The following is a 15,199-nucleotide window of genomic DNA, read 5'->3' as shown; positions in this document are numbered from 1 at the left end:
TGTTCCCTTCGCCCTTGATGGCCGTATCGCAACCTTTTTCGACTGTTTGTCAAGAGCGATTGCGGACTTGGCTATTCCTGAAATCCTGGCGGAGATGCCTAGAACTAGTTTTTCATAGAACTTTTGACACTACCTTTTTTCTTTTAAAAAAATAGTAATTTTTGCCCTATTCTATATGTATTTAGTAAGGGCAAGCCTAAGACTATTTTTTTCAGTATAAATTTTTTGAATATTCAGGTCATTAAGTGTGTCAGATGTTCTTACATACTTTTTATTCTTTCGACCCACTAAATAAATAGAATAAAGCAATTATGTTAAGAAAGATTACATATAGGTGAAAAAGTTCTTGAAAAATAATAAATAAACAAGTAAAATAATTATATTAATTTTTAGAATTTTTAGAAAATGTAAAGAGTTTAGGGGGATTTATGACGTGGAATGATCGTTCTTATAAAGAGAAAAAAGTAATTTCTATAGGTACCGTAAGTGAATTAACCGGATTATCAGAAAGGCAAATCAGGTATTACGAGCAAAGAAAACTGATTTTTCCCGATCGCTCAAAAACAGGGATCAGAAAATACTCTTTTTCAGATATTGAGTTACTAATAGAAATTGCCAATAAAATAGAGGATGGGGTTCTTACAAATGAAATTCGTAAAGAAATGAAAAAGAAAGAAGCACCTATTACGAACGAAGAAATCAGGAACTCCTTATTAAAAGGTCAAATTAACGTGCAATTTAAGTTATAGGAAAAAGAGAAGAAGCTGATCCAAAAGTGCTTGGCATCATCTGTAATTACGAATTACAGTAGACATAGTATGCCTGCTTTATTAAGAGCTCCTTGCTCTTTGTTTTGAATCAGCCTCTTTAACAAATTCATATAAAATAATAGCCTCGTGATACATGGTGCATCTCAGTGCCATTATTTAAAACAACTAAGAAAGGACGATCGCCACGATTTCCACTAACCTGAAAACGATCTGGAACTTTTGGCAGAAAGACCAATTGTGTATTGTTAACTTGAAAAACCTCACAATTTTCTTTTAACCAATCATCAAAAGTTGAAATAGCGTGCTGATTTAAGATCTTCTCCCACCTTTTCCTCATTTTTGGAAGATCCTTCACTACAAAATAAACAGAGCGTATGTATTCATCTTGCTGATTACCTTTAATGAGTCCTGAAACCGTTAGGTCATTCATTCTATCTTCGTCACTTTCATTCCATTGGATAAAAAATGGATCAGGTAATGAAAGGCTAGGATCAGACTCAATAAATAACATTTTCCATGAGAGCAATTTGCCGTCCTCTCTAATACGTTCCCCTTTGAACACTTGTGAGGTTATGAAACCATCAGCTTCTAAACGTTGCTTTTCTTTTTCGATATCATCAGTTCTAATACAAATCTGCCCAAAACCCTCTTCCTTTTCCAAATCTTTTATGAATAATTGAATGAGCGGATTGTCGCTTTCTTTTGTTTTCTGTTCATTTTCGATGGCAAGAAACTCAATATATGAAAGACCTGCATAATAAAGACTATTTTCTGTTCCCCAATTTACATGTTTGCCGCCTCTGACAGCATTTTTTCCTAATGCTTGAAACATTTCAGCAGCCTTTCTACTCTCGCCTTCGACAAAATGCACGATATGATCGAACTTCAGCATCTTTCTCCCACCTTTACTAGTATTATTTCACACCTTATCTTTCCATGGAAAGAATGTACATTTTTTATTTTACAAATTTCTCCTATACTTTTCTCCTGAAAAAATGAACGCGGGTAATTTTCCCGCGCTCAACATTCATTATCCTTCTAATAATAATTGTTCAGGATCCTCAAGAAGCTCTTTCACTTTAGCTAAAAAGCCTACTGCTTCTTTTCCGTCTACAATTCTATGATCGTAGGACAAAGCGATATACATCATTGGGCGATTTTCCATTCTTTCTTCATCAATTGCTACCGGGCGAAGCTGGATTTTATGCATCCCAAGAATTCCTACCTGCGGTGCATTTAAAATTGGGGTGGACATTAAGGATCCAAAGATGCCACCGTTCGTAATCGTAAATGTTCCGCCTTGAAGATCGGACAGGCTTAGCTTATTATTTCTTGCTTTTTCAGCTAGTTCTGCGATTTTCTTTTCGATTCCGGCAAATCCAAGCTTATCTGCATCACGTACAACTGGAACGACTAATCCATCATCAGCAGCTACAGCGATCCCGATATCATAATATTTCTTCACAATAATTTCATCATCTTGAATTTCAGCATTTAGTAATGGATATTTCTTAAGAGCACCAATGACCGCTTTTGTGAAGAATGACATGAAGCCAAGCTTTACATCATTGTTCCTTTCAAAAGCTTCTTTACGTCGTTTTCGTAAATCAAGTATAGCAGTCATGTCTACTTCATTAAATGTGGTCAGCATGGCCGCTGTGTGTTGAGCTTCAACCAACCGCTTAGCAATTGTTTGCCGACGACGTGACATCTTAATGACTTCAACAGGTTTTTCAAATAGCTCTACAGCCGATTTGTTTTGGGCAGCCTGTTTTGGCTGTGGAGAGTGAATTTGCTGCTTGTGCTGACTGTCTTTCTGAATTAAAGTTGCTTCAATATCGTGTTTTCGAATTCTGCCAAGTGGATCTTGTGCTTGCACACTACTTAAATCAATGCCTTTCTCTCTTGCTAGTTTTCTAGCTGCAGGGGAAGCAATCGGTCTGTTACCAAATTTATCTACAGATTCATGATTCTGTTCCGCTATGGACTCCACTTTTACAGCGTTCATTTCCCCCATCACCTGCTCATCAGGCTTTGATGTATGTTCTTTTTCAACTAGGGCATCTTTCTCTTTATCTTCATCTACTATTGCAATGATTTCTCCAACGGCAACTGTGTCGCCTTCTTTTTTTAACAATTGGGTCACTACACCGCTATGCTCAGATATAATTTCTACATTTACTTTATCTGTTTCTAATTCAGCAATATAATCGCCTTTTTCCACCTTTTCACCCGTTTTTTTTAACCATTGTGCGATCGTTCCTTCCGAAATTGACTCTGCTAATTCTGGTACAATAATTTCAGCCATGCTGGTTCTCTCTCCTTCTCTCTCCTTCTTTCATAAAGTGAAAGTTTCATCATTGGATTTTCAAGACGCTACAAATTTTGCGTACGTTCATCCCCACTGTTTTGAAGTCCAACGAAAGCGTTGAATTTAGACAGTGGTCCCTTTTCACGGAGTTTACGGATATTTACCCCAACCATCTTTTCTAACCTTTGGCATAGGTGTTGGGCCATCTAGATCCCAAGTCATCAGGTTCTTGTTAATGCGTCTGTTACAATGCGTTGTTGTTTTTTCTTGTGAACTAAAGGATCACCCTCAGCAGGAGATGATCTCCGTTTTCTTCCGATATATTGAATAGTGACTCCTTTTGGTGCAGCTGCTTGAAGTCTTGGCTCAACAAAGTTCCAAGCTCCCATATTTTTCGGCTCTTCCTGTACCCACACAATTTCTTTCAAATTCGGGTAAGAATGTAATAACTCCTTTATGTCATCAAATGGGAAGGGATAAATTTCTTCTAATCGAATGATGTGAATCCAATCTTTATCTTCAAGCTGAGAAGCTTTATCACTTATATCAATGCTCATTTTCCCTGTGCTCATCACGATTCTCTCAACAAAATCTTTTTTCTCTCCATATCCTTTTTCCTCAAGGAATGCTTTGAACTCTCCATTTGAGAATTCCTCAGGCGACGAAGCAGTTAAGTTATTTCTTAACAAGCTTTTTGGTGTCATTAACACTAAAGGGCGTACCTCTTCCATTTTCAGGATTGCTGCTTGTCTACGTAAAATATGGAAGTATTGTGCAGATGTTGATAGGTTTGCGACCGTCCAGTTATTCTCTGCGGCTAACTGAAGGAAACGCTCTAGTCTCGCGCTGGAATGCTCTGGACCTTGTCCTTCGTAACCGTGTGGAAGAAGCATGACCAATCCTGATTTTTGTCCCCATTTTGCTCTGCCAGCAGCAATAAATTGGTCAAAAATGACTTGGGCTACATTGGCAAAATCACCGTACTGTGCTTCCCATAGAACAAGCGTCTCTGGTGAAAAAACGTTGTAGCCGTATTCAAAAGCAAGAACGGCTCCTTCCGTTAGAGGACTATTATGAACTGCAAAAGAAGCTCTTGATGTACTCAATGTATGAAGTGGACAATATTTTTCACCCGTTTCATAATCATGCAGCACTAGATGTCTTTGTGAGAAAGTTCCTCGCTCGGAATCTTGACCTGTCAAACGAATCGGCGTTCCGTCTTTTAAAATAGTCGAGAAAGCCAAAGTCTCCGCTAGAGCCCAGTCAATTTTTCCGTTTTCACCAAACGAATCTTTTCTTCTAGATAGAATTCTTTCAAGCTTTTTAAATACATGAAAGCCTTCAGGCCATTTCAATAGACCTTCATTGATTTCTTTCAGATCTTCAATCGATACCGCGGTCGATATTTTTGGCAAGCCATGTTCAACCGTTTCTGGAGGCAGTGCTTCATCTTGATCAATTTCTTTTTTACGGTCAGAAACCTTCGAATGGGCTTCAATTAGTTTGTCTTCTACACTCTTTTCAATATCAGCGAACTCCTCAGCAGAGATTATGCCTTGTTGAATTAATTTCTCTGCATAGATTTCCTTTACAGTCGGATGCTTTTGAATGAGTGTATACATTTTAGGTTGAGTGACGAGTGGCTCATCCATCTCGTTATGCCCAAAACGTCTATAGCCTATTAAATCAATTAAAAAGTCTTTGTTAAAATTCTTTCTATAAAGAATGGCTAAATGAACGGCAGCTATGCAGGCTTCAGGATCATCGGCATTCACGTGCACAATCGGAATTTCGTACCCTTTTGCAAGGTCACTGGAATACCTTGTAGACCTTGAATCTTCACTCTCTGTTGTAAAACCGATCATATTATTCGCGATAATGTGTACAGTTCCGCCAGTCTGGTAACCTCTTAATCTACTTAGATTTAGCGTTTCAGCAACAATTCCTTCGCCTGGAAATGCTGCATCCCCATGTATTAACACAGCTAAAGATTTTGCAAAATCCTGAATCGGATAGCCTGTCTGACTTCTGTCATCCTGTGCAGCTCTTGTATATCCTTCTACTACTGCCCCTACATATTCCAGGTGACTCGGATTATTTGCCAATGTCAGTCTAACTGTTTTCGTGCTTTCATCTTTGATTTGTTTGTCTGCTCCTAGATGATATTTCACATCACCTGTCCAACCGTAATTGATCCCAATGGATCCCTCAGAAGGGACAAGTTCTTTATTGGGTGAATGCTGGAATTCTGAGAAAATGATTTCGTATGGCTTTCCAAGTACATGGGCAAGTACGTTCAAACGCCCCCTGTGAGCCATTCCGATATTGATCGTTTCTGTTCCATTTTGAACCGATTCAGCTATCAGTTCATCAAGGATTGGAATCAATGCATCAAGGCCTTCTACTGAAAACCGTTTTTGCCCCACAAATGTGCGGTGCAAAAATTTTTCGAATCCTTCAACCTCACTGAGTCTTTTCAAAATGGCTTTCTTTTTTTCATTCGATAAAGAATGGAAAACACTTCCTGATTCCACCATAGAATGAAGCCATTTTTTTTCTGCTAAATCGTGTACTTGATGGAATTCAAATGCAATCGTTTTCGTATAAAAGTCTTTTAAATACTGAATCGCTTCAAATCCATCTTTAATATTTTTCGGTGCATCTGAACAAATGAATGAAGCTGGTATTTGACGTAAATCTTCTTCTGTTAAATCATATCTATCTAATGATAGTAGATTATTCTCACCTTTATTTTTATGTAAAGGATAAATGTCGGCAGCTAAATGACCATATGTACGGATATGATCAGCTAACTGGACCGCAGACATGATTTTTTTCATAGATTCCGGGGTCATTCCAACAGATTGGAAAGAAGCCGAAATGAAAGAATCATAGGTTTTGTCTTGATGATCATTTCCGATTTCTTCAGGCGAGCCCCACTCTTCAAAAAGCTTCTTTAGCTCTTCATCCACTTCATTTGGTGATTTGAGAAAAAGATCGTATTGCTCAATAGCATACGCTAAGTTTGGTCCTGCAAAGCTTTTCCAAGGATTTACAGAGAAAAAGTTGGTCATTTGTATACCCCCAACAAATTTAAAAAATTGGATTCGGAATCTTACCCTTTCTGTTACTGTATAGCAATAGTGTGTTATTTCGAAATAATTATTTTTATTAAAATAATCTGATTCTTCTAAGGATAAACCGTTTCCAAAACTATATTAACATGAAAATCCACTTTAGTTCAAAAAATTGACACATTTTTTACAGAAAAAAAGACGAGGTTTTTAAATAGGAAAATTCCCTTTTGAAAACCTCGTCTACCTTTTTATACGGGGGGTTGTTGGCATAGAATGACTCATCTATTCCACTATTCATTTTTAGATTAAGAGATCCAATTACGGACCATGATCCATCTATTTCAATTTTAAAGGTTCGACAAACATATTGCTTTCTATTATATTTTGTATTTCTTGGGCTGCCAAGTACGGATCATTTCCATCCACATGGAAGATGGGCCCTTTATATTGGCTAAAAGAATGATCATATTTTGGGTCATAATAATCGTTCATTAAAATTCTAATGAGCTCCCGATAATTTTCCGTTAGAAAAGCATCCTGCAAGCTTTTTTTGACATCCTGATTTTTTATTCTTTTCAGTACGAACTTCAGCTTCTCATCGACCCTAAGTCTGAAATTTGGTTCCCGATGAAACGGATGTACATATTGCATATAAACATTTTCCACTCTTTTTTCAAGTGAAGCGTGCACATAGATGTGCAGACCCTTTTCCTTTGCCTCTAGAATTTCTGAAGGTAATACAGCATGACCAATACGCTTGCTTTCAGCCTCTATTACAAAATATGAACTTGATTTTTGCTCCCATAATGCTTGAAACAATAATGCATCAAAGGTCTTTTGATTATGGGGACGAGATTTTCCTATATCTCCAAAGAGTGAACCACTATGATTTGCCATCTGCTCAAAATCTAGAACCGGTACTCCTTTTTGCTGAAGCTGTGAAAGGATTTTCGTTTTCCCAACACCCGTCATTCCATGTAACACGACCATTTTTGGAGGAATTAAGGTTGGAATGAGCTCTAAAATCTTTTCCCTATAAGCTCTGTATCCACCTGTTAAGCGAAGAGGCTCTAAACCAGAAAATTGAGCAAATGCAGCAAACGATTTGCTTCTCATTCCACCTCTCCAGCAATATAGCATTGGTTGTTTTTCCTCTTCTGCTATTTTCTTCAATTCCCCTAAAAGATCCGGAAGCTTTGGCGAAACAATCTTCATTGCCTCCCACTGAGCAGCCTTTGATCCTTCTTTCTTATAAATCGTGCCGATTACTTTCCTCTCATCATCCGAAAATAAAGGAAGATTGACTGCACCTGGGATGCTTCCGTCAAGGAATTCACCGGGAGACCGAACGTCTACGGGAATGATCTTGCTATTGGAATGTAAATAATCCTCTACTAAAATGTCAGACACAACCTTGTCTTCCTTCCTACTTAAACTGCGAATACTTCCATTATAGCGAAATTCTCGTAGTAATGAAAACACCTTAGGGAAACCGTCTTATGTCTTTCTCTATAACCTCCTATCTAATATTTAAACTCATGAATATTAGGTGAAATAACATCAAACACATAGCCTTGTTCCTTTAAACCCTCTATAAGATCCGGCAAAGCCCGTACCGTATTTTTCATGCTATTGATATCATGAAGAAGTATTACAGCAATATTTTTGTTTTTTGCTCCATTTAACACGGAAGTAATAATTGTATTTTCACTGATTGAGGGACTGATTCCATCCTTTGAATCAATATTCCAATCGTAGTAGGTGTACCCCTTTGAGTCCAATTCTTCGATAATATCTCTCATAAGATGGCTAGAACCGTATTGACGGCTTGATTTGTTTTTAGACCCACCTGGAAAACGGATCATTTTAGTACGGAGGTTATAATGATCTTCCAAAAACTTTTCGAGCTTTCCCAAATCACTAAAATACGATTCTTTTGTTCGATAAATTTTTGAAAAGTCATGTGAATAGGTGTGAAGTGCCACTGTGTGACCTCTTTTCATCATTTCTTTATAGCCAGATTTCGCATAAGAGCTGTTATTGGCCATCACAAAAAAAGTGGCTTTAATATTGTATTCATCCAAAATATTTAAAATTGGGATCGTATTAATAGACGGTCCATCATCAAATGTCAAATAGGCCATCTTTTTATTTGAATGTGAAGACAAGAGATCCATACCATTTGTTGCTTTTATAGGGATGGTAAATGTAAATGATAAAAGTAAAACAAGTGCCAGTAAAATGATAGATTTTTTCAAATAATGACGCCCCCTTCCTATATTCCTTAATGTGTCACTGTTTATAGGTTTTATCCTATAAAAAAACAGCCTTATATAAAGGCTGCCACACAATTATTTATTCACATTAAAGTATCTTGCTTCAGGATGAGAAAATACAATGGCTGAAACGGAAGCTTCCGGCTGCATCATGTATCCGTCTGTCAATATAATGCCAACTTCTTCTGGCTGTAAAAGCTTAAAAAGCTTCTCTTGGTCCTCAAGATTTGGACAAGCCGGGTAACCAAATGAATATCTTTGACCAATATATTTGGCAGCAAATCGTTCTTTCATCGTCATGTCAATGGCATCAGGGATCCCCCATAAATCTCTCATTTTTTGGTGGATCCGCTCTGCAAAGCCCTCAGCCATTTCGAGAGCCAATGCCTGGATCCCATGACTTCGTAGAAATTCTCCATTTTCTTTCATCCTGTCAGCCAGCGGCTTTATTCCTTTTCCCGCAGTTACCACAAAGAAACCAACGTAATCCATCTCTCCACTATCAACAGACTTCACGTAATCCGCTAAGCAAAGATAAGGAGAACTGTCTTGTCTAGGGAAATAGAAGGTTTCAATGACCTCCGATTGATTTTCTGGATGGTATATGAACACGGAATTCTCTTTACTTTGTGCTGGAAAAAATTGATAAACAGCACTTAATGAATAGTCTTCTTTTTGTTTCAATTCTTTTACTAGTTGATCAACTAGGTCGTTAAGCTGATGAGCTTTTTCATCACCTTGTTCTAATAGTTGATCGACTTTTCCTTTAAGCCCCAAATGATGTCCTAAGAGCATTTGCTTATTGACATAAGGGATAATTTGTTCTATAGGGTATTGATGAAGAACATGTCGTTTTAAATTGGCTGGAAGCATTACCGAATGATTGGATAACTTGCTTTTATTTTGCAAAGGCGGTCTTTCTGTCTTTTCTTCTACAGTCACAGCGGTTAAGGAAATTGCCTTTCTTTTTTCCTCAAGCTTTTCTAACAATTCTTGCTTTTTCCCTGAATCATGTAATGCATTTGCAAGGCTTAAGCCATCCATTGCATCTTTTGCATAAAGGACAGCTCCTTCATACTCTGGAGCAATTTTATAATCCGTAAACTTGCGTGATAGCGCCGCTCCCCCAACAAGGATGGGTAAATGAATATCTCTGTTTTTCAAGTCTTGAGCTGTTAATACCATCTGCTGAGCAGATTTAACGAGAAGACCTGACAAGCCTATTGCTGTTGGCTTATGTTTTTCCACGGCTTCGATGATTTGCTGAGAAGTCACCTTGATTCCAAGATCAATAATCTCAAAACCATTGTTTGATAGGATGATATCGACCAGATTTTTACCAATGTCGTGAACATCCCCTTTTACGGTTGCGAGTAAAATTTTTCCCTTTGTTGATTTTTCACTATTTTTTCCCATAAAGGTTTCCAAATGTGCAACAGCAGCTTTCATGCTTTCTGCACTTTGCAGAACTTCTGCAACAATAAGCTGGTTGTCATTAAATAATTTACCTACCTGCGTCATGCCATCCATTAATGGACCATTGATAATATCTAAAGGTGTGAAACCGTTATCCAGCATTTGATTTAAATCTTCTATTAATCCTTCTTTTGTTCCCTCTATAATATAGTGAGCCAGCCTTTCCTCTAGAGAAAGCTTACGATCCGTTTGTTTCTTCTCACTTTTTTTATCTCGATAAAACTCAATAAATCTTTGAAGCGTATCATTTGAGGTTTCAAAGAGCAGTTGTTCTGCTAGACTGATTTCTTCTTGTGGAATGCTTGCAAATCGCTCAAGCTTTTCAGTATTGACAATTGCATAATCAAGTCCGGCTTTCGTACAATGATATAAAAATACAGCATTCAAAATTTCACGTCCTCTAGGTGGAAGCCCGAAAGACACATTGCTGATTCCAAGGATCGACAGGGTCTCAGGAAACTCTTTCTTAATAAGCTGGATCCCCTTAACCGTTTCATTTGCTGCTCCAATATATTGTTCATCCCCTGTTCCAACTGGAAAAACAAGTGGATCAAATATAATATCATGGGGATGGATTCCATATTTATTGACAAGCAAGTGATAGGACCTTCTAGCAATCTCTACCTTTCTTTCTGCTGTCACCGCCATTCCTTTTTCATCGATAGTACCGACAACAACCGCTGCTCCATATTTATGGATGAGTGCGCTAATCTTATGAAATCTTTCTTCTCCGTCTTCAAGATTAATTGAATTGATGATCGATTTTCCTTGTGAATGTTTTAGGGCTACTTCAATGACCGCTTCATCTGTTGAATCAATCACAAGCGGAACTTTTATTTTTTTCACCACTTCTTGTACAAACGCCTTCATGTCACCGAATTCGTCACCATCCGGGTCGGCAAGACAAATATCAATGACGTGTGCCCCTTTCTTCACTTGGGCTCTTGCAATTTCAGCAGCTTGTTCATATTGCTTGGAGCGAATGAGCTCTTTGAATTTTCTCGAACCGATGACATTTGTTCTCTCTCCTACAAAAAGAGGGCGCATCGAATCGTCATAGAGAAGATAATCAATGCCTGAAACCTTATGATGTTGATCCATGTTTTTTATTTCTCTCGGCTTGATGTCTTTTAATACTTTGACTAGAGCTTCGATATGAGCTGGAGTTGTACCGCAGCATCCACCAACAATATTGACCCATCCCTTTTCGGCGAACTGTTTGATTTTATTGGCAAGTGATTCAGGGGTTTCATGATAATGGCCCTCTTCATCTGGAAGGCCTGCATTTGGGTAACAGCTGATGGCCGTATTTGCTAGCTGAGATAAGCTTCGGATATGATCGGTCATGAACTCAGGACCTGTAGCACAGTTTAACCCGACAGCAATCGGCTTCATATGTTCGGATGAAATATAAAACGATTCGATTGGCTGGCCTGCCAGAGTGGTTCCCATCGGTTCAATCGTTCCCGACAGTATTAGAGGAACGTTTTTGTGTCTACTCAAAAACGCAGCTTGTATTCCGGAAAATGCTGCTTTTACATTCAGCATATCCTGGCATGTTTCAACTAGTAATAGATCAACATTTCCATCAAGCAAGCCTTCTGTTTGCTCTTGATAGGCTTTCGCAAGCTCGTCAAATGTCGTTCCTCCGGTTACAGATAACGTTTTTGTAGTTGGACCGATTGAGCCTGCTACAAAACGAGGCCATTCAACAGTCGAGTATCGATTGGCAGCTTTCTTAGCAATTAAAGCTGCTTCCTTATTTATTTTATAGGCCCATTCTCCTAAACCATATTCGTCCAATACAATGCTTGTCGCTCCAAATGTATTGGTTTCAATAATATCTGCACCGGCTTGTAAATACGCTTCATGAATCGATTCGATTACATGAGGAGCGGTAATTGTCAAATATTCATTACATCCCTCCAGCTCTTCTCCGCCAAAATCATCAGCAGTCAGACCAGCGTTTTGAATCATCGTTCCCATAGCGCCGTCTAAAATCAATATTTTTTTTGTAAGCTGTTTCTCCAGAAGCTCTCTACTCATATATTTCGTTCCCCCACTTTTTGCAGGTTATTTTTTGTATGAATATGACTCGTCAATTCAACCGTCATATCATATCGTAAAAAAGGAGTAATCAAATAAATCCCATTAAACATTTCCATAGCGGCTTCCACAAGTTCCTTGGCGATTGCAATGCCCTCCTGATGCGCCTTCATCCGATCTTCCCCAGCAGCACTCATAGCCTTACGAACATTTTCAGGTAATGTGATTCCCGGAACTTCATGGTGAATAAATTCTGCATTTCTGGAGCTTGTTAATGGCATAATTCCAATAAAAATCGGCGTTTCGAGATGCTTGGTCGCTTCATAAACTTCTTCGATTTGTTGGACTGAATAAATCGGTTGAGTTAAAAATGAATCAGCCCCACATGTAATTTTCTTTTCCATTCTTTCAACGGCCTTGTGCAAATATCTTACATTCGGGTTGAAAGCAGCAGCTACATGGAAATTCGTTTTTTGGCCCAGTGGCAGACCGCTATAGGAAAGCCCTTCATTAAATTGTTTGATTAAGCTAATCAAATCGAAAGATGACAAGTCATATACAGAAGTTGATCCTGGAAAATCTCCTATTTTAGAAGGATCACCTGTTACAACCAGTACTTCATTCAAGCCTAGTGTATGGAGTCCCATCAAATGTGACTGCAAACCAATTAAATTTCTGTCCCTGCATGTAATATGTACTAACGGATTGATCTCTTCTTTTTCTTTGAGTAAGGTAGCAAGGGCCGTATTGCTGATCCTTGGGGAAGCCAATGAGTTATCCGCCAGTGTTATTGAATCTGCTCCTGCTTCCTTTAAAGCCTTTGCCCCTTTCATGAAAGCATCAATGCCGAGTTTCTTGGGTGGATCGAGTTCGACAAGGATGGTCATTTGATTTTTTACCTTTTTATGAAGTGGCTGTTTGGTAAAAACCCCTGAGATATCATTGATTTCTATTTTTCTTAGTTTCGTCACCTTTTTATTGACTGGTGCTTTGTTTCCAACCGCTTTTTTCACTGCTTTAATATGTTCAGGTGTGGTTCCGCAGCACCCGCCAATGATTCGAGCTCCTTGCTCCCATAGCTTCATTGCGCTGCTTCCAAAATAATCGGGATTTGCTTCATATACAAATCGACCATCCACATAATCGGGCAAGCTTGCATTAGGATATACAGAAAGAAAAGCTTTCTTAGGAAGTGGAATTTCTTCCAAGGAACGGATCATATGATGTGGACCTAGACGACAATTAAGACCCACCACTTCTGCTCCAAGGCTTTCCAATCTAGTTAAGGCTTCACTTACATGCATACCATTTTGAAGATATCCGTTTTCATGGAGCGAAAGATTAGCAATAATCGGTACGTTTGTTTCGTGCTTAACGATCGAAAGGACCGTTTCCATTTCTTCTAAATCATAATAGGTTTCCAAAATAATTCCGTCCGGATCCTCTAGAAGCAAACTATATAGCTGCTCACGGAAAATTCTCTTGATTTCATCTATATGTAAATCCGATTTACGAAGTCCTCTAGTAGCACCTATGGTACCAAATACAAATGCTTTTCCTTGAGCAGCTTTTTTGGCAATCTGCACACCTTTACGGTTAATTCGGCTGACTTCATCTTCAAGTCCATATCTTTTTAACTTTATATAATTGGCTCCATATGTATTAGACTGGAGAATGTCAGCTCCCGCATCCAAATAGGCGCGATGAATGCTCTCAATTTTATTTGGATTTGTTACGTTCAATTCTTCATAACAATGGTCAATACCATTGGAATAAAGGAGGGTACCCATCGCCCCTTCTCCAATTAATATTCTAGTTTGCAATTCTTCTATGAATTTCACAGTAACCCTCCTTAGCGTTGTTTTAACTATTGCACGATTATTTTTAAATATGGTACAATGTAGACACAATATATTGATGCTTAGGATAATGCTACATCTATATATTGTTTCACTTGAATGTTTCCTCATTTCATGGTCCCTGCTAAAAGGGACTTTTTTAATAGATTTTATTTTAGTTTACATAATATTTTTACGTTAAAACTTCTTCTTTCAATGCAGTTTTTAAATCTTCTATTAAATCCACGCTGCTTTCAATTCCAACGGAAAGACGTAGCAACCGATCATTTATTCCACGCTCTTCCCTAATCGATTGTGGTATATCGGCGTGTGTTTGTGTGGTCGGATAGGTAATAAGTGATTCGACCCCTCCAAGACTTTCGGCAAAGCTAATCAAAGATACCGATTTTAACAATTTCGCTGCTGATTCTTTACTTTGAACCTCAAAAGAAATCATGGCCCCAAAGCCCCTTGCTTGACGCTTACATATTTCATGCTGCGGATGGTCCGGTAAACCTGGATAATATACTTTCTTAACTTGATCTTGTTCTTTTAGCCAACTCGCGATCTTTAGAGCATTTTCTTGTTGTCTTTCCATCCTTACAGCTAAGGTCTTCAAACCTCGTAGAACGAGCCAGGAATCCTGTGGCCCTAGGATCGCACCTGCTCCGTTTTGCAGTTTTCCAATTTGCTCTGAAAGTTTTTCGTTTGCTGTGACCACAATTCCTGCAATAACATCATTATGTCCTCCCAAATATTTTGAAGCACTATGAAGGACGATGTCCGCTCCCAGAAGAATTGGCTGCTGTAAGTAAGGAGTCATAAAAGTATTATCCACAATCGTAAGGAGTCCATATTTTTTTGCCAAAAGATTCATTGCATGCAAATCGGTTATTTTCATGAGTGGGTTGGTAGGAGTTTCAATAAACAAGGCTCTTGTATTTTTTCTAATAGCATTTTCTGTGGCTTCAATATCTGAGGTATCCACATACGTTGCCTCTAGCCCATAGCGGCGGAAAATCTCCTCCGCTATTCTATAAGTCCCCCCATATAAATCATCAGAAAAGACAATGTGGTCACCTGGTTTAAATAAAAACAAGATGCTTGTAATAGCAGCCATCCCCGATGAAAATGCAAAACCTTTATGTCCTCCTTCTAGCTTTGCAACACATTCCTCCAATGCAGTACGAGTTGGATTCCCTGTTCGGGAATAATCATAACCTGTGCTTGCTCCAAGTTCAGGATGTTCAAAGGTCGCATTTTGGTAAATTGGTGTAGAAATTGAACCTGTGCTCGGATCCCGCTTTGTCCCAGCTTGTGCGATTAGAGTCTCCATATTCATCTCGTCATTCCTCCTAATTAATATAAAAAGCACTCTTCACGATCAAAGAGTGCTTTATCGGCA

Annotated in this window: 9 protein-coding genes; 1 reads left to right on the top strand and 8 read right to left on the bottom strand. The window is 38.4% G+C overall.

The genetic code is table 11. The annotated features are described in order from the left end of the window. The first annotated feature begins 428 nt into the window (after positions 1-428). Positions 429-749: a MerR family transcriptional regulator gene (locus tag GD441_RS10965; protein WP_153126479.1), complete on the top strand. Its 321-nt coding sequence runs from the start codon at positions 429-431 to the stop codon at positions 747-749. Between the two features lie 127 nt (positions 750-876). Here the strand turns inward: GD441_RS10965 and GD441_RS10960 are convergent, their stop codons facing one another. The 8 genes from GD441_RS10960 to GD441_RS10925 form a co-directional block, all read right to left on the bottom strand. Next, complete coding sequence (locus GD441_RS10960) at positions 877-1,662, bottom strand: VOC family protein (protein ID WP_153126478.1); 786 nt, start codon at positions 1,660-1,662, stop codon at positions 877-879. 138 nt (positions 1,663-1,800) lie between these two features. Continuing rightward, positions 1,801-3,078 (bottom strand): 2-oxoglutarate dehydrogenase complex dihydrolipoyllysine-residue succinyltransferase, encoded by a 1,278-nt coding sequence (gene odhB / locus GD441_RS10955; protein ID WP_153126477.1) that lies wholly within the window; start codon positions 3,076-3,078, stop codon positions 1,801-1,803. 224 nt (positions 3,079-3,302) lie between these two features. After that, on the bottom strand, positions 3,303-6,155 hold the full coding sequence (sucA, locus tag GD441_RS10950; protein WP_153126476.1) for a 2-oxoglutarate dehydrogenase E1 component: 2,853 nt from the start codon (positions 6,153-6,155) through the stop codon (positions 3,303-3,305). A 339-nt stretch (positions 6,156-6,494) separates the two neighbouring features. Next, positions 6,495-7,568, bottom strand: a complete 1,074-nt coding sequence (gene mnmH / locus GD441_RS10945; protein WP_153126475.1) for a tRNA 2-selenouridine(34) synthase MnmH — start codon at positions 7,566-7,568, stop codon at positions 6,495-6,497. A gap of 113 nt (positions 7,569-7,681) precedes the next feature. Further along, a complete protein-coding gene (locus GD441_RS10940; RefSeq protein WP_153126474.1) occupies positions 7,682-8,416 on the bottom strand; it encodes a polysaccharide deacetylase family protein in 735 nt (244 codons plus the stop codon). 93 nt (positions 8,417-8,509) lie between these two features. After that, the gene (gene metH / locus GD441_RS10935; RefSeq protein ID WP_153126473.1) at positions 8,510-11,956 is read right to left on the bottom strand and encodes a methionine synthase; all 3,447 of its coding nucleotides are present in this window, start codon (positions 11,954-11,956) and stop codon (positions 8,510-8,512) included. Continuing rightward, positions 11,953-13,797: a bifunctional homocysteine S-methyltransferase/methylenetetrahydrofolate reductase gene (locus GD441_RS10930; protein ID WP_153126472.1), complete on the bottom strand. Its 1,845-nt coding sequence runs from the start codon at positions 13,795-13,797 to the stop codon at positions 11,953-11,955. The genes metH and GD441_RS10930 overlap by 4 nt, the downstream gene beginning before the upstream one ends. A 190-nt stretch (positions 13,798-13,987) precedes the next feature. Continuing rightward, entirely contained in the window at positions 13,988-15,136 is a 1,149-nt protein-coding gene (locus GD441_RS10925; RefSeq protein ID WP_153126471.1) for a trans-sulfuration enzyme family protein, read from the bottom strand. Positions 15,137-15,199 lie beyond the last annotated feature (63 nt).

It is taken from the genome of Peribacillus tepidiphilus, from assembly GCF_009466385.1.
GTDB lineage: Bacteria > Bacillota > Bacilli > Bacillales > DSM-1321 > Bacillus_BN > Bacillus_BN tepidiphilus.
This window is presented reverse-complemented; position numbering and strand designations above follow the sequence as displayed.